The following is a 23,100-nucleotide window of genomic DNA, read 5'->3' on the forward strand; positions in this document are numbered from 1 at the left end:
GGCAGCCGGGCCTGGACTGCGCCGGTGCGTCAACTCGACGCTTCTCGATGGGGGTTGTGCTGTGAGGATGTCGCTGCCTGGTTCGATGAGAGATGCGGCTGTCGTCGCCGCGGCGGGCGCCCTGCTGGTCACCGGGCCGGCGTCCCCGGCCTCGTCCGTCACGCCGCCTCCCTCATCGGCGGCGGCCATGTACTCGGACGCGACGTTCGGCTACCGGGCAACTCCGGGCCACGACAGCTTCGTGCCGGCGGCCACGGCCAGGCCACCGTTCAAGAAGCTGTGGTCGCGCGACTTCGGCTCGGTCGTGTCCGCACCCGTGGCGGTGGGAGGCCGGGTGTTCGCGGTCGTCAACGCCGACCAGGGGGACGAGGGCGGTCCCCGTATGGAGCTGGTCGGGCTCGACGCGGCCACGGGCAAGGCGCTGTGGCCGCAGAGGTTCCTGACCCGCGAACCCGGCGCGACCGTGACCTTCGGCGGCGGGCTCCTCTACACGCAGACGATGAGTGGCCAGATCCGCGCCTGGGATCCGGCTGGCGGGGTCGTGAAGTGGACCGTCGACCTCCGCAACGGCTTCTCCCAGTACCCGCCGACCTGGTACCGAGGCGTCCTCTACGCGCAGGACGGGCGCGGCCAGGCCGTCGCCCTGAGCGGGGAGAACGGCCGGCGGCTGTGGGAAACGCCTCTCCTCCAGAACGGCTGGGCTCCGGTCGTCGTCGACGAGGCGGGCGTCTGGATCGGCTTCGACAACCTCGCCTACCAGCTCCTGGACCGGGCCACCGGCAAGGAACTGCGCCGTTTCGACGTTCCGGACATGTCCGGCCCCGGAGGCAACCCCGTCGCGCTCGGGGCCGGGGCGCTGTGGCTGCGCAACAGTCTCGGCGACGACTCCGACGCCGTGGCCTACGACCGCCGGACGGGAGACGTCCTGCGCCGCCTGCCCGCCGACGCCACGCCCGCGTTCGGAGCGAACCGCGTGTACATCGCCGACCGCGGCGTCGTACGGGCCCTCGACACCACCGCCGGATACGCCACACGGTGGACGTACACCAGCCCTCGGCAGGCCGCCACCGTCCGCCTGGTCGCCGGCGGCTACGTCTACGTACAGGACGGCACCGGAGAGCTCGTGGTCCTCCACGAGAAGACCGGGGCGAAGGCGTGGTCCTACCGGCTCGGCGAGGCACCGCACCCGATGGAGAACGTCGTCGCGGAGCGGGACTGGAACGGCTGGACGGTCCCCGGCCTGGCGACAGCGCAGGGCCGGCTCTTCGCCCCCGCCCAGAACGGCACGCTGATCGCCTTCGGCCCTGCCTGACCGGCACGCCTTCGGGGAGGCACGGGACCGTCGCCGCGGCCCGAACCCGGCGTGCGGGCCGCGGCGGCATCCGTACCGCTTCCCCGTGGGCGCCGTGTCAGATGCGCGGGGGGACACGGACGAGCAGCAGGGCCGTGTCGTCGACCGCGTGGCCTCCCGAGTGGTCGGCGACCTCCCGCCACAGGCGGTCGAGGGTTTCGGAGGCGGTGGCACCGCGGGTCGCGGCCAGCGACGCGGCGAGGCGCTCGTCTCCGAAGAACGGACCCCTGTCGCGGTCGCGGGCCTCGGTGACGCCGTCGGTGTAGAGCAGCAGGGCGTCGCCCGGCTCCAGGCGGAAGGAGGTGACGGCGTGCTGGTCGCGGGACGCGGGCAGCAGCGGACTCAGGAGCCTGCCGGCGGCGTGGAGTTCCTCGACGGCGCCGTCCGCCCGGCGGATGAGGGCCGGGAGATGGCCGGCGCTGGCGTAGCGGCCGGCGAGCCCCTCGGAGTCGGGGCGGAACACGGCCAGGGCGGCGGTGAGGAACCGATCACTGATCTGCTGGTCGACCATCGCCTCGTGCAGGCGGTGCAGCACCGTGGCGGGATCGCTGTGCTGGGTGGCCTCGGTGCGCACGGTGTAGCGGGCCAGCGCGGTGACCTTCGCGGCCTCGATGCCCTTGCCGCTGACGTCTCCCATCACCGCGCACCAGTCGAGGCCGCGCGTGTGGAACAGGTCGTAGAAGTCGCCGACCACCTCGACCCCGACCGCACCGGTGGCGTCGGCCGGCAGATGCACCGCGGCCACGTCCATGCCGGGCGCCTTCGGCAGCCGGGGCGGCAGAAGGCTGTCCTGCAAGGTGCGGGCGAGCGCCGCCGACGCCTCACCGCGGGCACGGGCCTGGCGCAGGGCATGGCGCAGGGCGATCTCGGAGGAGACCGACCTCGCCAGGGTCCGCAGGGCCTGCGACTGGACGGGCGTGAAGGGGCGGGCGTTCCGGTCGACCACGCAGAACCCGCCGAGCACGTGCCCGTCCGGTGAGAACACCGGGTAGCCCGCCCACGCCCCGATGCCCAGGGCGCCGATGGCGCCGAGGTCCTTGATCCGGGGGTCATGGGCGGCGTCCTCGGCGATCAGCTCCCGGCCGGTGCCGATCAGGATGTGGCAGGGACTGTCCCGTATGTCGTTCTCGCGTCCGGCCGCGGGGTCCATGCCCAGGGCGGTCTTCCAGAACGAGCGTCGGCCGTCGGCGATGGTGAAGAACGCCTTCTGGGCGCCGGTGATCGCGAGAGCGAGCTGCGCGAGATCGTCGAACGTGCCTTCCGGCGCGGTGTCCAGCAGGCCGGTGTCCGCGACCGCGGCCAGCCGCGCCGGATCGAACACGGCCGGCGGCAGCTCACCGGCCGGGCGGGAGGTCTCAGTTGCCATCACGGGTCATCCGTCCCAAGGCCGTCTGCCCCGGACCGGATGCCCTGGTGTCAAGTGACCTGACAGTGAGGGTACGTGGTCGCCCGTCGCCCGCCGAGCGCGGTCGCGTCCGCGGCCCTCCCCCAGCGCCCAGCGCGGCCGGACCACGGCACCGTCCGGGAGACGGCTATCCCCCATCGGTCTTCTGGAAGGTCAGCAGGAGGTCCGCCGCCACGCTCACGGCGATCGTCGCGGGTTCCTTTCCGGTGATGTCGGGGAGGCCGATCGGCGTCTTGATCCGGTCGATCACGGCCTCGTCGTGCCCGCCCTCCTTCGCCAGACGCTGCCGGAAGCGGGCCCACTTGGCCGCGGAGCCGATCAGGCCGATCGAGCCGAGCTCGGGGGTCCGCAGGGCCGCGTCGCACAGGGCGGCGTCCTCAGCGTGGTCGTGCGTCGCGATCAGCACGTGCGTACCGGGGGCGAGTTCTCCGAGCACCTCCTCGGGCAGCAGCGGGGTGTGGTGGACGTGGACCTGTGCCACGGCGTCGTCGAGGACGGCGAGCCGTTCCGCGAGGAGCATGTCGGGGCGGGTGTCGACCAGGTGCAGGTCCAGGTCGTGCCGGGCCAGGATGCGGGCGAGCTCCAGGCCGACGTGGCCGACGCCGAAGACGGCCACCGCGGGCCGTACGGGCAGCGGTTCCAGGAGGACGGTGACCGTGCCGCCGCAGCACTGGACCCCGTGCCGGCCGGTGACCTTGTCGTTCAGGGCGAACTCCATCAGCTCCGGCTCCGCCCACGGCGTGTCGATCAGTTCGCGGGCCCGGTCGATGGCGACGGCCTCGATGTTGCCACCGCCGATGGAGCCCCAGGTGTCCGTCCGTCCGACCACGAGTTTGGCGCCTGCCTTGCGGGGGGCGTGGCCGCGCACGGTCGCGACGGTCACGAGGACGCCGGCCTCCCGGCGCCCCCGCAACCGCGCGACCGCGGCGATCCAGGTCATGTCAGGCATGGCTCAGGGGGTTCGCTTCCGCGGCACCCTCGGCTTCCGACGTGCCCGCCACGCCCGGTACGGACTCCGAAGCGCCCGCTACGGCATCCGGCCCGCCCGGCGCTGCCGCCGCTCCCGGGGCTGCCGAGGCCGCGGGGGCTTTCGCCGTTGCCGTGTCCCCCGGCGTACCGATGACGCGTACGACGCCCTGCCCGTCGCCGTCCTGCCCGCCCTCACGGGCCGACTCGACGGCCCAGTAGACCGCCTCCGGGGTCGCCGGGCTGGCGAGGTGGACGCTGATGCCGGCCGGGCCGAACGCCGCGGCGGCCTGGCGCAGCGCCTCGCGGACCGAGAAGGCCAGCATGAGCGGAGGCTCGCCCACGGCCTTGGAGCCGTACACGGCGCCTTCCTCGGTGGCGTTCTCCAGCAGCCTGACGTGGAACTCCTCCGGCATCTCCGAGAAGCTCGGCAGCTTGTACGTGCTCGCGGCCTGGGTCAGCAGCCGGCCGCGGTGCGGACCGTCGCCGGTGTCCCAGCGGAGGTCCTCCAGCGTCAGCCAGCCGGCGCCCTGCACGAAGCCGCCCTCGATCTGCCCGATGTCGATCATCGGGGAAAGGCTCTCGCCGACGTCGTGGACGATGTCCACGCGCCGGACGCGGTACGCGCCGGTGAAGCCGTCCACCTCGACCTCGGTCGCGGCCGCGCCGTGGGCGAAGTACTTGAACGGGGAGCCGCGGAAGGAGGCGGCGTCCCAGTGCAGGCCCTCGGTCCGGTAGTAGCCGGCCGCCGACAGCTGCACCCGCTGGAAGTAGGCCGTCCGCACCAGGTCGTCCCAGGCGAACTCCTCCTCGCTGCCCAGGGCACGCGCGACGCCGTCGACGAGACGCACGTCGGAGTCGTGGACGCCGAGCCGGGTGGCCGCCACGCGCAGCAGGCGCGCGCGCAACTGCTCGCAGGCGTTCTTGATCGCCCCGCCGTTGAGGTCGGTGCCGGCGCTGGCCGCGGTCGCCGAGGTGTTGGGCACCTTGTCGGTACGTGTGGGGGCCAGCCGGACCTTGTGCAGCGGAATGCCCAGCGTGGTCGCGGCGACCTGGAGCATCTTGGTGTGCAGGCCCTGGCCCATCTCGGTGCCGCCGTGGTTGATCAGGACGGAGCCGTCCTTGTAGATCAGCACCAGCGCGCCGCCCTGGTTGAAGGCGGTGAGGTTGAACGAGATGCCGAACTTGATGCCGGTGATCGCGAGGGCCCGCTTGGTGTGCGGGTGCGTGGCGTTGAAGGTGTCGATCGCGCGCCTGCGGTCGGCGAAGCGGGCGTCTTCCTTCACCTGCCGCCAGACTTCGGCGATGCGCTCGGCCTGGGTGACCGGCTGGCCGTACGGGGTCGTCTGCCCCTGGCCCGGCCGGTAGAAGTTGCGTTCCCGGAGCTCTGCCGGGTCGAGGCCGAGGAGCGGGGCGCAGCGGCCGAGGATGTCCTCGATCACCAGCATGCCCTGCGGGCCTCCGAAGCCGCGGAAGGCGGTGTTGGAGACCGTGTTGGTCCTGGCCACGCGACCGGCGACGCGGGCGTGCGGGATCCAGTAGGTGTTGTCGATGTGGCACAGCGCGCGGGCGAGGACCGGTTCGGACAGGTCCAGGCTCCAGCCGCCGTCGGCCACCAGGGTGGCGTCCAGGGCCTGGATGCGGCCCTCGGCGTCGAAGCCGATCTTCCAGGTGGCGTGGAACCCGTGGCGCTTGCCGGACATGGTGAGGTCCTGGGTCCGGTTGAGCCGGAAGCGGACGGGCCGGCCGGTCAGCTTGGCGCCGAGCGCGGCCACGGCCGCGAAGCCGTGCGGCTGCATCTCCTTGCCGCCGAAGCCGCCGCCCATGCGCAGGCACTGGACGGTGACCTCGTGGGCGGGAACGCCGAGCACGTGCGAGACGATCTCCTGCGTCTCCGAGGGGTGCTGGGTGCTGCTCTGGACGAAGACCTGCTCGTTCTCGTCGATGAGCGCCAGCGCCGCGTGGGTCTCCAGGTAGAAGTGCTCCTGTCCGGCGAACTGGAACTCTCCGCTGAAGACGTGTGCGGAGTCCGCGAAGCCGGCGTCGATGTCACCGGTCTCCATGAGCGGCCGGGCGCCGTGGTAGCTGTCGGCCTCGATGGCTTCCCGCAGGGTGATCAGGGCGGGCTTCTCGTCGAGTTCCACCTCGACGGCCGCGGCTCCGAGCCGGGCCGCCTCCAGGGTCTCGCCGAGCACCCAGGCCACGGCGTGGCCGTGGAACATGACCTCGTCGGGGAAGAGCGGCTCGTCGTGCTTCATGCCGGCGTCGTTGACTCCGGGGACGTCGGCGCCGGTGAGGACGCGGACGACGCCGGGAACGGCGAGGGCGGGCCCGGTCCTGAGCGCGGTGATCCGGCCGCGGGCCTTCATGACCTGGACGGGGAACGCGTGCAGCACGTCCTTGGTGCGGTGCACCAGGTCGTCGGTGTAGAGAGCCGTGCCGGTGACGTGCTGGTGGGCGCTCTCGTGGGGCATGGAGACGCCGACCAGCGCCTTCTCGGGACGCTCGGAGAGATGACTCATGACGACACCGCCTCGGTGGTCTGGGCGTACAGCTTGGACAGGCTCCGGCCGAGCATCGCGGAGCGGTAGAGGGCGCTGGCCCGGTGGTCGTCCATCGGCGTCCCCTCCCCGCGCAGCACGCGGGCGGCGGCCTCGACGGTCTCCGCAGTCCAGGGCCTGCCCTCCAGGGCGGCCTCGGTCGCGAGGGCGCGGATCGGGGTGGCGGCGACGCCGCCGAGGCCGATCCTGGCCTTGCGGACGACGCCTTCCGCGGCGTCGATGTCGAGCGCGAAGGCGACGGCGACGCTGGAGATGTCGTCGAAGCGGCGCTTGGCGATCTTGTGGAAGGCCGTGACGGGCGCGAGCGGCAGCGGGACGCGGACCGCGCGGATCAGCTCGTCGGGGCGGCGCACGCTGCGGCGGTAGCCGGTGAAGTACTCCCCCAGCGGGACCTCGCGTTCGCCGTCGGCGTCGGCGAGGACCAGGGAGGCCTCCAGCGCGAGCAGCACCGGCGGGCTGTCGCCGATCGGGGAGCCGGTGCCCAGGTTGCCGCCGAGGGTGGCGCCGTTGCGGATCAGCCGGGAGGCGAACTGGGGGAAGAGCGCTGCCAGCAGGGGCACTTCGCCGTCCAGGCGACGCTCGATCTCGGTGAGCGTGAGGCCGGCACCGATCTCGATGTGATCGGACGCCAGGTGCAGGGACCGCAGTTCGGGCAGGCGGTCGATGGCGACGACGCAACGCTCGCGGCGGGAGCGGATGTTCACCTCCACGCCGAAGTCGGTGCTGCCGGCGACCGGTACGGCGTCGGGGCGCTCCCGCAGGAGGCGGAGCGCCTCGGCGAGGGTCGCCGGCCGCAGGAAGGTGCTGTCGTCCGTGGTGTAGCGGGTGGCGGCGGGCTCCGGCGGGGCCTGGTCGCGGCGCCGCGCCAGCGGGTCCTCCGGGGCGGGCTCCCCGACGGCGAACGCTGCGTCGCGGATCGGCCGGTAGCCGGTGCAGCGGCAGAGGTTGCCGCTGAGCGCGTGCAGGTCGAAGCCGTTGGGGCCGTGCTCGGCGTCGGTAGCGGAGCCGGGGCAGTGGGCGTCCGTTTCGGTGCCGAGGCCGGTGCTCCGGGCGTACGCGGCCTCCGGCCCGTCGTGCGGGCCTCGGCCGGGGCGGTAGTACTCGGCCGCCATGCTGCACACGAATCCCGGGGTGCAGTAGCCGCACTGGGAGCCGCCGCGGACCGCCATCTCCTCCTGCACGGGGTGCAGCGTGGGCGGCGTGCTGGGCTCTCCGGGGATGGCGAGGCCCTCGGCGGTGACGACCTCCTGGCCGTCGAGCGCCGCGACCGGGACGAGACAGGCGTTGACCGCGACCCAGTCGGTGGGCTTGTGGACGCCGGGGCGGGCGACCAGCACCGAACAGGCGCCGCACTCGCCTTCGGCGCAGCCCTCCTTCGTGCCGGTGAGGCCGCGCTCGCGGAGGAAGTCGAGGACCGTGGTGTGGGCCGGGGCCGGAGCGATCGGCGTCTGGAGCCCGTTGACGGTGATCCGCGCCTCGGTCACGACGGTTCCTCGCTTCGGTGCAGGGGTGTAGGCAGGGGAAGGGTCCTCATGTCTGGCCTTCTGTCGCGGTGCGCGGCGGGAGACGGCGCGCAGTGGGAGAACCGTCCCGGGCGCGCGTCGGATGCACACGACGACACGCCGCGGGGAACGGTGAAGTCACAGGGAAGTCGGGAAAGAGGGGGTCGGCGGCGCCACGACGGGCCCGCCGGAACGGCGGCGCGTCAGCAGCCGTGCGCCACCCGACCCGGGACCCAGGCGGCCCGGTGAGCGAGGCGATTCAGGTCGGAGAAGATCGACATCCGCCCTCGCCCCCTTTCTGTACTCACGAGTCGGTGCGCACGAAACTATGGCTCCGCGGCGCGTCGGTCAAGGAGCGTTTCCCGCATCCCCCGCGGTTCGCGGCTCGCGTCCCCACGGCGTCTGCCAGGCATCTTGTGACTCGACCCGGGCAGAAGCCAGGGCAGGCGGGCGAAGTCACCGCAGGCGCGTGGCGGTGGATCGGCCACGCATGACCTGACACTTGTCGCCCTGCGCAGGAGCGCGTGGAGTGGCGACGCCGGACGTGCGCGAGCGGTTGCTAGCGGCGGCCGAGCGGGGCGTGGACCGGGCGGGGCCGGGTGCGCTGACCAGCCGTTCCGTGACGACCTGCGCGGGCTGCGCGAAAGGACTGCCGCACACCCGCTTCGCGGGGTTCGACCCGTTCGTGGCAGAGCTGTGCCTCGACCGCTTCGCCCGCACGGCCGCCACGGCCCGCACGCCAGGGCCCTCGAAGATGACGTTCCCTCATGGGAGGGACACCATGGCGTGAGGGAATGGGGTGCATGCTCTGCGACTTCACGCACGACCACAAGGGTGAGCGGCTCCGCGGCGTATGCGGCGGCGGTGGGCCATCCGGGGTGACCGCCGTCGTATTGCACGGCGCGGGCGACAGCAGCATGGAGTCACTGCTCCCTGTGGTGCGGGAGTTCGTGGACCGCGACTGCCGAGGCGTCGCCTTCGACTTCTCCGGGCACGGCGGCAGCACCGGAACGCTCGGCGAGTCGAGCCTGCGGCGACGGTTCGAGCAGGCCGTCGCGGTGATCGACGCCTACGCCGGGACGGAAGGGCCGCTGGTCCTCGTGGGTTTCAGCATGAGCGGGCAGACGGTCGCGGATCTCGTCGCCCACTACGGGGACCGGGTGGCAGCGCTGGGGCGGTGTGCGCCCACCGTGTATGCCGCCGACGCCTGGGGCGTTCCCTTCGGCAAAGGCAACGGGCAGTTCAGCCGGATCATCCGGCGCCCGGACAGTTGGCGGGACGCGCCCGCGCTGCGGGCGCTGCGGGCGTACGAGGGCCGGGCGGTGCTCGCCGTACCCGGTACGGACGCGGTGATCCCCGCCGCCGTGACCGAGTCCGTGCAGGACGCGCTGACCTCCCGATCTCAGTACACGCGGCTCGATCTTCCCGATGCGCAGCATCGGTTGGGGACGTGGTTCCGCGATCACGGCGAGGACCGGCAGAGGTTCGTGAGGGCGGTGCTGACCGGCCTCGACGGACGGGGCTGGTCGGCCACGCATGCGTGGGTCGCCCGGCAGGTCGGCAGCGGCCGCACCGTCGCGCACTCACGCTTCCTGTCCGGTGGCTGGAGTTCCCAGATGCGCCGGCTCACGCTCGACGACGGGGCCGAGCTGGTGCAACGGACCTTCGTCAAACCGTTCTTCCGCCGCCACGGTCCCGGGCTCCTCGCCCGCGAAGCGTCCGTCCTGAGGCAGCTCGCCGGGCAGGGGGGCATCCCGGCGCCCGCTCTGGTCGCCGTGGACGCGACAGCCGAGCACTGCGACCACCCCACCCTGTTGATGTCGGCGCTGCCCGGCGGCGTTCGCGTGGACGAGGACGAGGACGACCTCGAGCGGCGTCTCGACCTGCTCGCCGCCCAGCTCGTCCGCATCCACGGCGTCGTTCCGGACGAAAGGCCGCGCACGTACCAGGCGTGGACCTCCCCTGAACACGTCCGCGCCCCTGACGGCCCCCTGTGGGAGCGAGCCGTCGACGTGATCCGCCGCGACCCTCCGCCGTACGCCGGCCGCTTCCTGCACCGCGACTTCCACCCCGGGAACGTGCTCTTCACGGGCGCCGGTTCCGCACTGCGGATCGCCGGGGTCGTGGACTGGGTCGAGGCCTCCTGGGGACCTGCCGACCTGGACGTGGCGCACTGCTCGACCGCGCTCGCGCTGCTGCACGGGCCCGCCTACGGGTGGGACTTCCGCAGACGGTACGAGGCACAGGGCGGCCACGGCCTCGGCGACCACCCCGCCCACCTGTACTGGCGGCTGCTCGACGCCCTGCACTACTGCCCGGACGCGGCGAAGCTGGCCGGCCCGTGGCGTGAACTGGGCCGGGACGATCTCACACCCGAAGTGCTCGCCGGACGGCTTGAGGCGTACGTGGACGGACTCCTGCGGGAGTACGACTGACCGGCCTCGGACAAGGCACCCGGCGCAGACCCGGGTAGACGGCCACGACGCCGCAGCTCGTGCCGATCACCATCGACAGCGTGACCTACTCCGTGCCGCAGCGGCTCGCCGAGGCGTACCGGCGCGGGCTGCTGAGCCCTGAGGGGTGAGCGCGGAGCCTTCCGGCGGGAGCTGCGCGCGAAGGGCCTTCTCTCCGGGTCGAGCGGTGGTCGCAGCCACAGCACCGCTTGACCCGGTACGCCCCCGGACGGTGCGGGGTCGGATGGTGCCGAGGCTGCGACTCGGCACCCCTCTTTCGGTGCGCGTTCAGGACGTGCCCGGCAGGGGATGCGGCGTCGGCGTGGCGTCGGCGGACGGGCCGGCGCGGACGACGGCCTGGTCTCCTCGGGGGCCGAAGAGGTGCAGGATCTCGACGGCGCTCGTGTCGGCGGGTCCGAACCAGTGCGGCTGGGTCGTGTCGAACTCCGCCACTTCGCCGGGCCCCAGCGTGAAGTCCTTCTCCCCGAGGATGAGGCGTAGCCGCCCGGCGAGGACGTAGAGCCACTCGTAGCCCTCGTGGGTGACCGGTTCCGGCCGGCGGGGCGCCAGTACCTGCTTGAAGACCTGCACGCGCCCGGGGTACTGCGTCAGGGGCACGAGAATGCTTCCGCGCTCCTTGCGCAGGGGCTGGAGGTGTACCCGAGGGTCTCCGCTGGCCGGCGCGGCCACCAGCTGGTCGAGTGCGACGCGGTGGGCTCGTGCCAGCGGGATGAGCAGGTCGAGAGTGGGACGGCGTCTCCCCGATTCGACCCGGGACAACGTGCTGACCGAGATCCCGGTCGTCGCCGCCAGCGCTTCGAGCGTGAGTCCCCGGTCCTGGCGCAGTCGGCGCAGCCGGGGCCCGATGCCGTCGAGTATCCGCTCGAGCTCCGCGTCCGTGGATCCTGTGTTCATGGGTCCAGTTTTGCAGTGTCCGCAAAACCGATGGGCTGCGCGGGTCGCCTGGGACGAGCCTTGCCCGGACATCGTTTCCGGACGTCAGAGGTGGACCATGACCACGACGACACACCCCGTTCAACCCGTACTGAGTGCGCGCAGACGCTGGACGGTGCTGGCCGTCTGCTGCCTGAGCATGTTCCTGGTGGGCCTGGACACCACCATCGTCAACGTGGGCCTGCCGGCCATCGGGAGCGGCCTCGGCGTCGACACCCGCGGTCTCGAATGGATCGTGGACGCGTACACCCTCGTCCTGGCCAGTCTGCTGATCTCCTCCGGCGCGCTCGCGGACCGCTTCGGACGCCGGCGGGTGTTCCAGGTCGGGCTGGCCGTGTTCGGCGCCGCCTCACTGCTCTGTGCGGTCGCTCCCTCGGCGGGGGTACTCGTCGCGGCCAGGGCCCTCCAGGGCGTCGGCGCCTCGATGCTCAGCCCCGTGGCGCTCGCGATCGTGGTGAACACGATGCCGGACCCCAGGGAACGGGCGCAGGCCATCGGCATCTGGGCATCGGTGTTCGGGCTGAGCATGGCCGCCGGGCCCGTCACAGGCGGGGCGCTGCTCGCCTGGCTCGACTGGCGGGCCCTGTTCTGGGTCAACGCGCCCGTGATCGCGGCCGCTCTGCTGCTCAGCGCGGTGTTCGTACCGGAGTCCCGGGCACAGCGGGCCCGGCGGCTCGACCTGCCCGGACAGGTCCTGCTGACCCTGCTCCTCGCCGTCGTGGTCGGTGTCCTGATCGAAGGGCCTCGCATCGGCTGGACGTCGCCTGCGGCATGGATCGGATACGTGTGGGCCGCCGTGGCGGCAGCCGCATTCGTGTGGGTCGAGTCACGCCGGGCCGAGCCTTTGATGGATCCGCGGCTCTTCGGCCGCCCGGTCTTCAGCGGTGCCGTCGTCGGCGCGGTGGCCGTCTTCGTCGCCCTGAACATGACGCTGCTCCTCAACACCCTCTATCTGCAGCACACCCGGGACTGGACGCCGCTGGCCGCGGGTGTGGCCACCTTGCCGCTGGCCGTCGGAGCGACCGTCTGCGCGCCGTGGTCCGGCCGCATGGTCGGACGCACCGGGCCGCGGCTGCCCTTGCTCCTCGCCGGTGGGTTCGTCACGGCGGGCGGGCTGTGCCTGGTCCGGCTCACTCCGCAGACGAACGTCCTGCTGCTTCTGGCCGCCTACGCGTTCATCGGCATCGGGTTCGGCTTCGCCAACGCCCCGATCACCAACACCGCGGTGAACGGACTGCCCGCCGCCCGGGCCGGCGTGGCCGGGGCGATCACCTCCACCGCACGGCAACTCGGCTCCGCCATCGGCATCGCTCTCGCCGGCGGCCTGGTCACGGCGACCGGCCCGGCGGAGCTCGCCCACGCGTCCCGCCCGGGTTGGATCGTGGTCGCCGGCTGCGGCGTACTCCTCCTTCTCGTGGCCCACGTATCGCAGCCGCGCGAGACCAGGCCGAACCTGGTCGCCCCGCGGACCCGGTGAGTCGTACGGCACCCCCCGGACGGCCATCACCGACGATCACCGCGCCGTCAGCACACGTAGGTCCCGTGCCGTCGCGCAAGCGCCTCGGGCACGCACCCGCCCGGTTCGACTCGCCCCGGGGCGGCACGGGCAGGCCCGCCGAGAGCGTCGGTGTGCCTGCCCGTGCGGGTGGCGTCAGCGGTGTGTGGTGGCCACCGCGGCTGCCGTCCGGGCGGCCGTGCCCGTGTAGGTGATCCTCAGGGTCCCGGTGACGGGTTCTCGGTCGACGAGTACCTCCACGCCGTAGACCCGCTTGATGAGGTCGGGGGTCAGCACGTCTCCCGGCGTGCCGGCCGCGGCCACCTCCCCCTGGTCGAGGAGGACGACGTGATCGCAGTACCGGGCCGCGAGGTTGAGGTCGTGCAGGGCCACCACGCAGGTGACGTCCAGCGAGGTCAGCAGATCGAGGAGTTCGAGCTGGTGACGGATGTCGAGGTGGTTGGTGGGTTCGTCGAGCAGGATCTCCTGAGGCTTTTGAGCCAGGGCGCGGGCGAGTTGGGTGCGCTGCTTCTCCCCTCCGGAGAGGGTGTGCCAGCTCCGGTGCTGCTTGTCGGCGATCTCGGTGCGCTCCAGCGCCTCGTCGACGATCCGCCGATCGTGGTCGGTCAGCGCGTCGAAGCGGCCGCGGAACGGGGTGCGGCCGAGTTCGACGACCTGGCGGACGTTGACGTGGTGGTGGGCGGACACGTCCTGCTCGACGACGGCGAGCCGTCGGGCCAGCACCCGGCGGCCGAGGTCGCTCAGGCTGGTGTCGTCATAGCGGACGGTTCCGGTGTCGGGCTTCCGCAGCCCCGCGAGCAGACGCAGCAGGGTCGACTTGCCGGAGCCGTTGGGGCCGAGGAGTCCTACGACCCTCCCGTCGTGGACCGCCATGTCGATGTCGTCGAGGAGTCGGTGGCCCTTGACCGACCAGGAGAGCCGGCGGGCGGTGATGTGGCCCATCAGGCCTCCAGACGCTTCAGGACCAGCGCGAACGCGGGCGCGCCGAGCAGCGCGGTGATGACGCCGGCGGGCAGTTCATGGGGTGCGAACGCCGTCCGCGCGAACACGTCCACCCAGATGAGGAAGACGGCTCCGACGATCGCGGAGAGGGGGAGGAGCGAGCGGTGCGTCGGTCCCGTCACGACGCGGACGCCATGGGGGATGAGCAGGCCGATGAAGCCGATGGCCCCGGAGGCCGCCACGGCCGCGGCCGTGATCACCGAGGTCAGTACCATCAGCCAGATCCGGGCGGCGGTGACGTTGATGCCCAGTGCGGCCGCGGAGTCCCACCCGAAGGTGAAGGCGTCGAGGGCCGGCGCGAAGAACTGAAGGGCGATCACCCCGGCCAGGATGACCAGGACGGTGACGGTCACCCCCTCCCATCGGGCGCCGCCGAGGGTGCCGAGCAGCCAGTAGGTGAAGCCGCGGGTCGAGTTGGCGTCCCCGTTGACCATGAGGATGACCGAGGTGACCCCGGCGAAGAACTGGGACACGAGCACGCCGGTCAGCACCACGCGGGAGGGACTGGCGACGCGCCCACCGCCGAGCAGGAGCAGCAGCAGGCCGAAGGAGACCAGACCTCCCACGAAGGCTCCCGTCGACAGGGAGATGCTTCCGCCGATGCCCAGCAGGAGTACGGCGACGGCGCCGGTGGACGCACCGGAGGAGACTCCCAACAGGTAGGGGTCGGCAAGGGGGTTCCTGGTGACCGCCTGGAGGACCGCGCCGGAGACCGCGAGGGCCATGCCGACGGCCACGGCGAGCAGGACACGGGGAAAGCGGGACTCCCAGATCAGGGCGTCGAGCAGGCCCGGCAGGGGCGGAGTGGGGGCGATGCCGTCGAGACCGATGTGCCGGAGGATCGTGGAGACCACGTCCAGCGGCCGGATGTTCGCGCTCCCGAACAGCGATGCGGTGACGATCGACACCAGGAGCCCGGATACGGCCAGGAGGTAGAACGCCACGGTCGCGGTGCGCCGCCGGCGCACCGGAGCCTTCTCACCGGTGGTGATCGGGTCTCCGGTGCGCGAGGCGGTCGTGTGTGAACTCGTCGTCATGATGGTGGAGGGGTCAGCCGAGCTTGTTCAGACCGTCGACCAGCGCGGGGACGGCGGACGCGCTGCCGTAGCTGGGGTCCATGTGGCTGCCGGGGATGGTGATGAACCTGTCGCCCTTCACCGCGGCGAGCTTGCTGGTGAGCGGGTCCTTCTTGAGGAGCGCGATCTTCTCCTTGGCGGTGTCGTTGGGCTCGCCTCGGGTCACGTCGGCCAGGATGATGACGTCGGGGTTCCGCGCGGCGACCTCGTCCCAGCTCACCTCCGCCCACTTGGTCTTGGCGTCGGCGAAGATGTTCTCCACGCCCACGAGCTTGGAGATGTGCTGCGGAAGGCCACCGGGGCCCGCCGCCCACGGAGTGCCCTCGTAGGTGGAGTAGAACCACATCACCTTGAGCGGCTTGTCGCGCTTCTGGACGGAGGCGACCGCCTTGTCCACCACGGCCTTCTGCTCGGTGGCCAGCTTCTCGCCGGCATCGGGCACGCCCATGATCCTGCCGAGTCGGCGGTACTCCTCGAACAGCATCGGGAAGTCCGCGTTCGCCACGGTCTCGTGGTACGTGCAGTCGAACTCGGTCAGGTACGTGGGAACGCCCAGGTCGTGAAGGTGCTTGCGCTCACCGGACTGCTCCTTGGTGAACATGCTGGCGAAGGAGCCGTAGACGAAGTCCGGCTGTGCCTCCAGCAGCTTCTCGTGCTTGATCTCGGCACCGGGCGCGGACAGAACCGGGATCTTCTCGTACTGCGCGGCGATCGCCGGCGGCGTCTTCTCGATCTCGTAGCCCGTGCCGGCGATCCGGTCGCCCGCGCCGAGATGGATGAGGATCTCGGCGGCGGTCTGGTTGAGCGTGACGACCTTCTGCGGCGCGGCCTTGTAGGTCACGTCGGTGCCGCAGTTCTCGAGGGTGAAGGGGTAGGGCGTGGCGGTCGTCGCCGCGGCCGTGCCCTCGGCCTTCGCCCCGGAGTCGGAGGACGTGCCCGTCCCGCATCCGGTGATCGTGAGCGCCGCCAGAGCCGCGGTAGTTATGGTAATCATTTTCGTTTTCATTATGCGCAGACTATCAGTTCGCAGGGAAGGGAAGAAGGGTGGCTGGAGCCTCCGGGCGGGCCCCTGGACGGCGGGGATCCCGGCCGGCGCACAGGCCGCGCGCTTACCGCAGCAGAGCGGCAAGCCGGTGGACGACCTGCTCGTCGAAGAGGCCGTGGGCGGCCATCCAGTCGTCGTCGAAGACGGTGTGGAGGTACTTGTCACCGCCGTCGCAGACCAGCACGACGATGGTGGATCCGGGCGGCGCGCTCTGCGCCCGTTCCAGGGCCTTGTACACCACCCCGCCCGCCGAACCGCCTATCAGGACACCGAAGTTCCTGGCCAGAAAGCGGCAGGTCTCGAATGCCTCCGCGTCGCTGACCTTGAGCCCCTGGTCGATCACTTCGTAGTCGACGACGGGACCGATCTCCGAGCCCTCGGGCGTACCGGTGCCGGACTGGTGGTAGGGCGCGCCCCGGCCGCCGAAGAGGACGGACCCCTCCGGTTCGACTCCGATGATCTTCAGGTCGGGGATGCGTTCGCGGAGGAAGCGGCCGGTGCCGCAGAGCGAACCGCCGGTGCCGACGGCCCCGTACAGGTACTGGATGTCGTCGCCGAGGTCGTCGTGGAGTTCGCGCGCGAGCGGCCGGTAGCCGTTGGGGTTGCCCTGGTTGCGGTGCTGGGCGGTCCAGTAGGCGCCGTGTTCGGCGGCGAGGCGCTCGGCCGTGGTGTCGCGTTCGGCGGTGGCGAGTCCGCCCTCGTCGCCCGCGACGTTGAGGATGTCGGCGCCGTAGGCGCGCATGCCGCGCAGCTTGTCCGCGCTGGAGTGGTTGTCGACCACGGCGGTGAACTTGTAGCCGCGTTCGGCGGCGATGAGCGCGAGGCCGAGTCCGGTGTTGCCGGAGGTGGACTCGACCAGCCATCCGCCGGGGGCGAGCAGGCCGGCCTCCTCCGCCTCGTCGACCATGTTCCTGGCCATCCGGATCTTGGCGGTTCCGGTGGGGTTGAACTGCTCCAGCTTCAGCAGGACGGTGGCCCCGCCTTCCGCGGTGTGCAGTTCGAGCAGGGGCGTCCGCCCCACCAGGTCGGACATCCTGGTCCTGATCACATCGTGTCCTTCGCGCAGATCTCCGTCAGGCACCCGACGAAGACGTCGTTGTCCTCGGGGGTGGACAGGGAGGCTCGGATGTAGGTCTCGTATCCCGGCTCGCGCCACGCCTTGACGATGATTCCGGCGCGGTGCAGCTCGCGGGCGACCCGGTCGGAGCGGCGGCCGGTGTCGATGAAGAGGAAGTTGGTCGAGGACGGGACCACGCCCAGCCCCGCGGCACGCAGGCGGCCGGTGACCCTGGCGATCTCCAGGGCTGTCCGGCGAACCGTCTCCGCCAGGTGCACCTCGTCACCCAGCGCCGCGACGGCGGCGTCCTGAGCGGGCCGGTTCACGTTGTACGGGGTACGGACCCGGTCCAGCGCCTGGATCAGGGCCGTGTCGGAGGCGACGCCGTACCCGACGCGGAAGCCCGCAAGGCCGTACGCCTTGGAGAAGGTACGCAGCACGATCCACGGCCTGTCCAGCGCGCGGAGCGCCTCAAGACCGTCGGGGTATCCCGGATCGGTGCGGGCGAACTCGCCGTAGGCCTCGTCGAGCACCAGCAGGGCCGACTCGGGGGTGGCGTCCACGACCTGCTCCAGCTCGCCGGTGGTGAGCATCGCCCCGGTGGGGTTGCACGGGTTGGCGAGGAAGACGAGCTTCGGGCCGGCGGCCAGCGCGCCGCGCCAGGCGGCCGCGTCGAACCCGCACTCGGCGGTGACCGGGACCTTGTGGACCCGCGCGCCCATGACGCGCGGGAAGGTCTCGTGCAGGCTGAACCCGGGCGCCTGGGTGACCACCAGGTCACCGGGGTCCAGTACGGCCTGGCAGAGCAGCTCCAGGATGTTCTCCGAACCGTTGCCGAGCACCACGCGCTCGGGCCGCACGTCGAGGCTCGCGCCGATGGCCTGGGCCAGGCGCTTGCCGGTGGGATCCGGGTAGCGGGAGACACCGCCGGCGAGTCCCGCGCGAACGGCTTCCGCGACCGCGGGTGAAACGCCGTAAGGATTCTCGTTGTTGGAGAGCTTGATGACGCGGTCGGCGCCGCTGAGGGCGGCCACCTCGTCAGGATCGGCGCCTGGGTCGTAGCCGGGAAGTCCCGCCACCTCCTCACGGATCAGGGAGGCCGAGGTGGCCGGAGCGAGGATGGGGTTCATGACGACTCCGATTCGGGGAGGGGCGCACGGGACGTCTCGCGGTGGAGCCGGTCGACTCGTCGCAGGAAGGCGGCCAGGAGGATCGCGGCAGTGGCCGCGAGGCCGATCGTCTGGCCGGTCCAGACTCCCTCGACACCCCAGCCCGCCGTGATCCCGAGCAGGCAGCCCGCGGGAAGGCCGATCAGCCAGTAGCCGACGAGGGAGATCCGGAAGGGGCCGCCGGTGTCGCCGATGCCGCGCAGGATGCCGTTCCCGATGTTCTGGGTGGCGTCGAAGACCTGCATGAGGGCGGCGATGAGCAGTCCGGTCACGGTCAGCGCGATGACGTCCGCGTTGTCGGCGTGCTCGGCGGAGATGAACAGCGACACGATCTGGTTCGGGATCACCAGGTACACGACGGCGACCACCAGAGTCGTGATCACGCCCCACGCCGTGACGAGGAGGCCCATCCTGCGGGCCGCCACGTAGTCGTCGCCGCCGGCGGCCTCGCTGATGTGGATCGACGCCGCGTGGGAGAGGCCGGCGGAGATCATGAAGACGATGTAGACGATCTGGTTGAGCACCGTCTGGGCGGCCAGGGCCTCGACGCCCAGGGAGCCGACGACCAGGGTGAGCACACTGAAGAACCCGGCCTCCGAGGCGTAGGTGCCCGAGATGGGGAGGCCCAGGCGCCAGACCGACCGGACCGCGTCCCCGTTCCAGCGCCATGCGTGGAGCGAGGTGAGGTACGGACGGAGCACGCTGTCGCGCAGGATCACCGCGACGAACGCCAGGAAGGACAGCAGGAACACGGAGACGGTGGCGATCGCCACTCCCACGAAGCCGAACGCGGGAAGCCCGAACTCGCCGTGGATGAGGACGTAGTTGAGGCCGATCGTGGCTCCGACCGAAGCCAGCGTGATGGCGAGGAGCGGGCCGGGGCGCTTGAGGCCGGTCGTGAAGTGCCGCAGGTTCTGGAACCACAGGCAGGGCAGCATGCCCGGTGCCAGGACCACCAGGAACTCACCGGCCTTGTCAACGACCTCCGGGTCCTGGCCCAGCAGGACGAGCAGCGGTCCTATCAGCAGCAGCGCCACGCTGAACACCACACCGCAGACGGTCGCCCAGAAGAATCCCGCGAACAGGAGCGCGCCGATCCGTGGTCCGTCGTCCCGGGCGCGTGCCTCGGCCACCAGGTTGCTCACGCCGGTCACCAGGCCGGTTCCGGTCGTGCGCAGCTGGTTGAAGAGCGCGATGGCCAGGCCCGCGGCGGCGATCTCCACCGCGCCGAGCCGGCCCAGCATCACGATGTCCACGGTGGTCAGGGCGACATAGGCGAAGTTCGTCAGGATCAGCGGGAGCGCGAGCCTCAGGAGCGCACGCGAGTTTCTGACCCACCACCCGGCGCCCGCCTCTTCGGCTCGGGTCGCGCCGGTCTTTTCGGTCGCGTCGGTCTTGTCGGTCGCGCCGGTCGCGCCGGTCGTGTCGGTCGTGTCGGTCGTGTCGGTGCTCACCAGAAGTCGACCTTCTCCCCGCGCCCGCTCGCCAGCGCGAGGTCGGCCATGTACCGGCCCAGAGCGGCGTCGGTGACCGCCATGCCGCTGTTGTAGGCGAAGACCACGTCCTCCGGACGGCGTCGAGCAGGCGCCCGGCCCAGCAGGATGTCCGGCAGCTGGGCGTCCACGGCCGGCAGGGTGCCGTCCTCGCCTCGCAGGTCGTCGCAGGTGGCGTGCATCTGGGCGGTGTCGGTGGCGATCCGGTGGTCCGCGCCGTGGCACACGTCGGCGTGCACGCCGTAGCCGAGGAGCACGGCGACCGCGCCCGGCTTCATCCAGTCGCGCCGGACCTCCTCCGTGGCGGACAGGCCCGCGGCGCCGATCACGACGTCCGCCCCGCCCGCGGCCTCTCTCAGGTCCGTGACGATCTCGACCTCGCGTCCGCCGACGCTCTCCTGGACGGCGCGCAGCCCCTCGGGGTACGTACCGAACACCTGAAGCCGCTCCAGCTCGGGCATCGCGGCTACGAGCATCGGCAGCGCCGCCTGCCCCTGGACGCCGGTGCCGACGACGAGGGCGGTCCGCGCGTCGGGGCATGCCTCGCGGGCGAACAGCGCCGTGGTGGCGGAGGACCGCAGGGGGCCGAGCTTCACCACGTCCATCAGCGCGATGGGGGCACCCGTGGTGTCGTCGACCAGGAAGACGAACGAGTGGAAGCTGTAGGCGTCCCTCGTCCGCCGGGGATCGAACTCGTAGACCGCTTTGAAGCAGACAGTGCCGCTTCCGGCGTCCCTGGCGACCATCGAGTAGCTCAGTGAGCGGTGGTCGGGGTCGTCGATGATCGTCTTGACCGGATTGTTCGAGCCGTCTTCGCGCAGCGCGCGGTAGGCCTGTTCGACGACCTCGATCACCTTCCGGTGGTCGACGTCGAGACCCTCCTGCTGCACCTGAGGCAACAGCCACAGCTGCCCGGGCGGGGCGTGGTTCGGGGACATACGGGTCTTCTCCTCGGGGGTTGGTCGTATCGGATGGAGTCGGTGTCTCAGCGGATGCCGTCCAGGCGCCAGCGCGGCGGAGTTCCGTCGCGGTCGTCGCCGAGGCGGAGGACGACCTTCGACGGCAGAGGTGCGTCGTGGAACGGGGACTCGTTGGAGTCCATCTGGTAGCCGGCGGTGTTGAGGTAGACCAGATGGTCGCCGCGGCGCACCGGGCGCGGGAAGCCGATCTTGCGCCAGGTGACCATGTCGCTCTCCAGGCAGGTCGAGCCCGCGACGCACGCGGGGAAGGGCTGGTCCGCGCCGGTCCCGGCGGACATCAGGAGGGGATCGGGGAGGTAGTCGCTGTTGAACCACTGCTCGGAGAGGCTGAAGCTGCTTCCGGCGACGGTGACGATGGCGTACCCGTCGGAGTCCCGCCGGTCGTCGACCTGCTGGACTCGGTACATCGTGAACCCGGCCTGGTCCAGCAGAGCCCGGCCGGGCTCGACGACGAAGCGGATGCCGTAGCGGTTCGCCTTCGCGGACAGGCTCTCGCCGCCGTCGACCGGGTGCGCCATCAGTGCGCGCACGGCCTGATCGGCGGGCTGCCCCCCGTACGGATAGAACTCCTCGAAGTCCTTTGCCGTGTGGTACTGGGCGGGCTCGTTCTGTGCGACGAACTCGTTCCAGAGCCACGGCTCGACGTATCGGACGGGCAACCCGCCGCCGATGTTCACGAGTTCGGCGGAGAGCGAGCCGCAGCGGCGGGCGTCGAGGCAGTGCTCGATCATCTCGTGCGCGGCCGTCGCGCGCTCCGCCGGCGAGTAGCCGTTCAGATGGAAGGAGAATCCCCGGAGGACGAGGTGGTCGGCGAGTTCCCCGCACAGTCCGACGGCGGCCCGGCGCTCGTCGGCGGAGAGGCCGAAGCGACTGCTCGGCTGTCCGGCCGTTCGGCAGCGCAGCAGGACTGTGGCCTGCCGCCGGGCGTCTCGCGCGGTCCGTGCGAGACGCCTCAGTTCGCTGATCGAGTCGACGGCGACGATGCAGTCGTGGTGGACGGCGAGAGCGTGCAGCGCGTCGTCCTTCTCCGGGCCGGACACCCCGATCCGCCGGCCGGAGACTCCCCCGGCCAGCGCCTTGACCAGCTCGGGGGCACCGGCGACGTCGACGCCGATGCCGAGGGCGGCGGCCGAAGTGACGTAGCAGTCGGCTTTGTTGGCCTTCTTGGCGAAGAGGATGTCGGCGACGACTCCGGCCTCGGTGAACGCGCGCCTCAGTGTTCTGACGTTCTCCTCGAAGACCTCGGGCAGCACGATGTGCAGCGGGGACCCCAGGCCGTCAAGGAGGTCGGCGAGCAGGGTGCGGTGGTCCGTCAGGAGCTTGGAGACCGCGGGATGCCGGAGTGCGGTGAGCGCGAAGGGCCGGGCTCCGGCCTTCGGGCGCTCGTGCCGCTGTCGAGAGATGAGCACGTCGTACTTCTATACGACGATGACACTCATTTTCAATACGATGCGGGTGGAGCCTCTCACCGGGAGGGTGCATAGGAGACGAAAACGGCACAATTCATGCACCCGTTTCCAAGAAGTCCGTCGGGTCGTGGGGCGAGCAGTCCGATGGAAGTCCTCGGAGAGGCGAAGGGTCCCCTGTCCACGCCGATGCGTCCGCGTGGCATGCTGGGGCCTGCCCGAGGACCTGTCGCAGGGAGTGATCGCGGGACCGGATCCGCGAGCGGCGTGGCGGTTCCGGTTCATGTTCTTGCGGAGCTCGCCGGCTCCCAGGTCGCGCAGGGAGGAAGTCGCATGGCCCCCGTGATCGGTGCGCGTCCGGCGGCCGCCTTACGGCCGTACGTCGACTCGTACGTCGGTTTCGACCTCCGCGGGCTCGCGACGGGGGTGCACTGCGGCCCGCCGAGTCGCCGGCTCACCGCGGTGATCAGCCTGTCAGAGCCCATGGAGATGGCGGCGGGCGTCGGCGACGGGTCCCCTGTGACCCGGTTCGGCAGCGTGGCCGGTGGCCTGATGGGCCGGTCGGTTGCCATCCACCACGACGGGCGGCAGCAAGGTGTGAAGGTGGCGCTGACGCCCCTCGGGGCGCGGGCCGTCTACGGCATGCCCGCCGCCGTGCTCGCCCACCGGCTGGTTCCGCTGGATGAACTGCTCGGATCGCTGGCCGCCGAACTGGCCGACCGGCTCCGAGCCGCATCGACGTGGCCGGCGCGATTCGCCGTCCTCGACGAGTTGCTCCTGCGCGCAGTCGCTCGTGGCACCGACCGCGCCCCTGCGCGCCGGATGCGCCCCGAGGTGGCCGAGGCCTGGCGCCGCCTCGTCGCGGCACGGGGCGGCCTCCAGGTGGGTGACGTCGCCGCAGAACTGGGCTGGAGCCGCCGGCACCTCACCGAACGGTTCCGTGGCGAGCTGGGGCTGACCCCGAAGGTCTTCGCCCGCGTCCTCCGCTTCGAGTACGCCCACGACCTGGCGACGGCGCGGGACCGGCTGCCGTGGCCCGAGGTGGCGACGATCTCCGGCTACGCGGACCAGGCCCACCTCGTACGGGACTGGAACGAGTTCACGGGCCGAACACCGACGGCGTGGCGTCACGGCGAGGTCCTGCTGGAGTCGGGGTAGCCGCGG

At 71.5% G+C, this 23,100-nt stretch carries 17 protein-coding genes and 2 pseudogenes; 6 read left to right on the forward strand and 13 right to left on the reverse strand.

All coding sequences use genetic code 11. From position 1 onward, the window contains the following. Positions 1 to 85: 85 nt before the first annotated feature. Positions 86 to 1,312 (forward strand): PQQ-binding-like beta-propeller repeat protein, encoded by a 1,227-nt coding sequence (locus ACF09E_RS33035; protein ID WP_392209594.1) that lies wholly within the window; start codon positions 86 to 88, stop codon positions 1,310 to 1,312. A gap of 97 nt (positions 1,313 to 1,409) precedes the next feature. Here the strand turns inward: ACF09E_RS33035 and ACF09E_RS33040 are convergent, their stop codons facing one another. The 4 genes from ACF09E_RS33040 to ACF09E_RS33055 form a co-directional block, all read right to left on the reverse strand. Continuing rightward, a complete protein-coding gene (locus ACF09E_RS33040; RefSeq protein WP_392209596.1) occupies positions 1,410 to 2,717 on the reverse strand; it encodes a PP2C family protein-serine/threonine phosphatase in 1,308 nt (435 codons plus the stop codon). A gap of 166 nt (positions 2,718 to 2,883) precedes the next feature. Continuing rightward, entirely contained in the window at positions 2,884 to 3,696 is an 813-nt protein-coding gene (gene xdhC, locus ACF09E_RS33045; protein WP_392209775.1) for a xanthine dehydrogenase accessory protein XdhC, read from the reverse strand. 1 nt (position 3,697) lies between these two features. Next, positions 3,698 to 6,244 (reverse strand): xanthine dehydrogenase molybdopterin binding subunit, encoded by a 2,547-nt coding sequence (xdhB, locus tag ACF09E_RS33050; RefSeq protein ID WP_392209598.1) that lies wholly within the window; start codon positions 6,242 to 6,244, stop codon positions 3,698 to 3,700. Next, positions 6,241 to 7,767, reverse strand: coding sequence for a xanthine dehydrogenase small subunit (locus ACF09E_RS33055; RefSeq protein ID WP_392209600.1), 1,527 nt, complete (start codon positions 7,765 to 7,767; stop codon positions 6,241 to 6,243). Before ACF09E_RS33055 ends, xdhB begins: the two co-directional genes overlap by 4 nt. A gap of 547 nt (positions 7,768 to 8,314) precedes the next feature. Here ACF09E_RS33055 and ACF09E_RS33060 point away from each other — a divergent pair. The 3 genes and pseudogenes from ACF09E_RS33060 to ACF09E_RS33070 form a co-directional block, all read left to right on the forward strand. Then, positions 8,315 to 8,521, forward strand: a pseudogene (locus ACF09E_RS33060) (TetR/AcrR family transcriptional regulator); the annotation flags it as partial. A gap of 67 nt (positions 8,522 to 8,588) precedes the next feature. Continuing rightward, positions 8,589 to 10,220 (forward strand): alpha/beta fold hydrolase, encoded by a 1,632-nt coding sequence (locus ACF09E_RS33065; protein WP_392209602.1) that lies wholly within the window; start codon positions 8,589 to 8,591, stop codon positions 10,218 to 10,220. Positions 10,221 to 10,261: 41 nt separating this feature from the next. Beyond that, positions 10,262 to 10,369, forward strand: a pseudogene (locus ACF09E_RS33070) (50S ribosomal protein L32); the annotation flags it as partial. Positions 10,370 to 10,526: 157 nt separating this feature from the next. Here ACF09E_RS33070 and ACF09E_RS33075 read toward each other — a convergent pair. Beyond that, positions 10,527 to 11,153, reverse strand: a complete 627-nt coding sequence (locus ACF09E_RS33075; protein WP_392209604.1) for a helix-turn-helix domain-containing protein — start codon at positions 11,151 to 11,153, stop codon at positions 10,527 to 10,529. Positions 11,154 to 11,250: 97 nt separating this feature from the next. Here ACF09E_RS33075 and ACF09E_RS33080 point away from each other — a divergent pair, with 97 nt between their 5' ends. Further along, entirely contained in the window at positions 11,251 to 12,669 is a 1,419-nt protein-coding gene (locus ACF09E_RS33080) for an MFS transporter (protein WP_392209606.1), read from the forward strand. 174 nt (positions 12,670 to 12,843) lie between these two features. Here the strand turns inward: ACF09E_RS33080 and ACF09E_RS33085 are convergent, their stop codons facing one another. The 8 genes from ACF09E_RS33085 to ACF09E_RS33120 all read right to left on the reverse strand — a co-directional run bounded on the left by ACF09E_RS33085 (position 12,844) and on the right by ACF09E_RS33120 (position 21,939). Beyond that, complete coding sequence (locus ACF09E_RS33085) at positions 12,844 to 13,650, reverse strand: ABC transporter ATP-binding protein (RefSeq protein ID WP_392209608.1); 807 nt, start codon at positions 13,648 to 13,650, stop codon at positions 12,844 to 12,846. After that, positions 13,650 to 14,678: a FecCD family ABC transporter permease gene (locus ACF09E_RS33090; RefSeq protein ID WP_392209777.1), complete on the reverse strand. Its 1,029-nt coding sequence runs from the start codon at positions 14,676 to 14,678 to the stop codon at positions 13,650 to 13,652. Before ACF09E_RS33090 ends, ACF09E_RS33085 begins: the two co-directional genes overlap by 1 nt. An 82-nt stretch (positions 14,679 to 14,760) precedes the next feature. Further along, positions 14,761 to 15,780, reverse strand: coding sequence for an ABC transporter substrate-binding protein (locus ACF09E_RS33095; protein WP_392209610.1), 1,020 nt, complete (start codon positions 15,778 to 15,780; stop codon positions 14,761 to 14,763). A 115-nt stretch (positions 15,781 to 15,895) separates the two neighbouring features. Then, on the reverse strand, positions 15,896 to 16,879 hold the full coding sequence (locus ACF09E_RS33100) for a PLP-dependent cysteine synthase family protein (protein ID WP_392209612.1): 984 nt from the start codon (positions 16,877 to 16,879) through the stop codon (positions 15,896 to 15,898). Next, the gene (gene hisC / locus ACF09E_RS33105; protein ID WP_392209614.1) at positions 16,876 to 18,018 is read right to left on the reverse strand and encodes a histidinol-phosphate transaminase; all 1,143 of its coding nucleotides are present in this window, start codon (positions 18,016 to 18,018) and stop codon (positions 16,876 to 16,878) included. The genes ACF09E_RS33100 and hisC overlap by 4 nt, the downstream gene beginning before the upstream one ends. Further along, positions 18,015 to 19,511 (reverse strand): MATE family efflux transporter, encoded by a 1,497-nt coding sequence (locus tag ACF09E_RS33110; protein ID WP_392209616.1) that lies wholly within the window; start codon positions 19,509 to 19,511, stop codon positions 18,015 to 18,017. Before ACF09E_RS33110 ends, hisC begins: the two co-directional genes overlap by 4 nt. Then, the gene (locus ACF09E_RS33115) at positions 19,508 to 20,488 is read right to left on the reverse strand and encodes an ornithine cyclodeaminase (protein ID WP_392209617.1); all 981 of its coding nucleotides are present in this window, start codon (positions 20,486 to 20,488) and stop codon (positions 19,508 to 19,510) included. Before ACF09E_RS33115 ends, ACF09E_RS33110 begins: the two co-directional genes overlap by 4 nt. Before the next feature lie 47 nt (positions 20,489 to 20,535). Further along, complete coding sequence (locus ACF09E_RS33120; protein ID WP_392209619.1) at positions 20,536 to 21,939, reverse strand: alanine racemase; 1,404 nt, start codon at positions 21,937 to 21,939, stop codon at positions 20,536 to 20,538. Between the two features lie 330 nt (positions 21,940 to 22,269). Here ACF09E_RS33120 and ACF09E_RS33125 point away from each other — a divergent pair, with 330 nt between their 5' ends. Next, complete coding sequence (locus ACF09E_RS33125) at positions 22,270 to 23,094, forward strand: helix-turn-helix domain-containing protein (protein WP_392209621.1); 825 nt, start codon at positions 22,270 to 22,272, stop codon at positions 23,092 to 23,094. Positions 23,095 to 23,100: the final 6 nt, after the last annotated feature.

Origin of the sequence: Streptomyces sp. NPDC014891 (genome assembly GCF_043081085.1) — a bacterium.
Classification (GTDB): domain Bacteria; phylum Actinomycetota; class Actinomycetes; order Streptomycetales; family Streptomycetaceae; genus Streptomyces.

Coding starts and splice junctions, on each gene's coding strand:
- ACF09E_RS33035 (WP_392209594.1), top strand. CDS start 86: ATGAGAGATGCGGCTGTCGTCGCCGCGGCGGGCGCCCTGCTGGTCACC.
- xdhB (WP_392209598.1), bottom strand. CDS start 6,244: ATGAGTCATCTCTCCGAGCGTCCCGAGAAGGCGCTGGTCGGCGTCTCC.
- ACF09E_RS33095 (WP_392209610.1), bottom strand. CDS start 15,780: ATGATTACCATAACTACCGCGGCTCTGGCGGCGCTCACGATCACCGGA.
- ACF09E_RS33075 (WP_392209604.1), bottom strand. CDS start 11,153: ATGAACACAGGATCCACGGACGCGGAGCTCGAGCGGATACTCGACGGC.
- ACF09E_RS33065 (WP_392209602.1), top strand. CDS start 8,589: ATGCTCTGCGACTTCACGCACGACCACAAGGGTGAGCGGCTCCGCGGC.
- hisC (WP_392209614.1), bottom strand. CDS start 18,018: ATGAACCCCATCCTCGCTCCGGCCACCTCGGCCTCCCTGATCCGTGAG.
- ACF09E_RS33115 (WP_392209617.1), bottom strand. CDS start 20,488: ATGTCCCCGAACCACGCCCCGCCCGGGCAGCTGTGGCTGTTGCCTCAG.
- ACF09E_RS33040 (WP_392209596.1), bottom strand. CDS start 2,717: ATGGCAACTGAGACCTCCCGCCCGGCCGGTGAGCTGCCGCCGGCCGTG.
- ACF09E_RS33080 (WP_392209606.1), top strand. CDS start 11,251: ATGACCACGACGACACACCCCGTTCAACCCGTACTGAGTGCGCGCAGA.
- xdhC (WP_392209775.1), bottom strand. CDS start 3,696: ATGACCTGGATCGCCGCGGTCGCGCGGTTGCGGGGGCGCCGGGAGGCC.
- ACF09E_RS33125 (WP_392209621.1), top strand. CDS start 22,270: ATGGCCCCCGTGATCGGTGCGCGTCCGGCGGCCGCCTTACGGCCGTAC.
- ACF09E_RS33085 (WP_392209608.1), bottom strand. CDS start 13,650: ATGGGCCACATCACCGCCCGCCGGCTCTCCTGGTCGGTCAAGGGCCAC.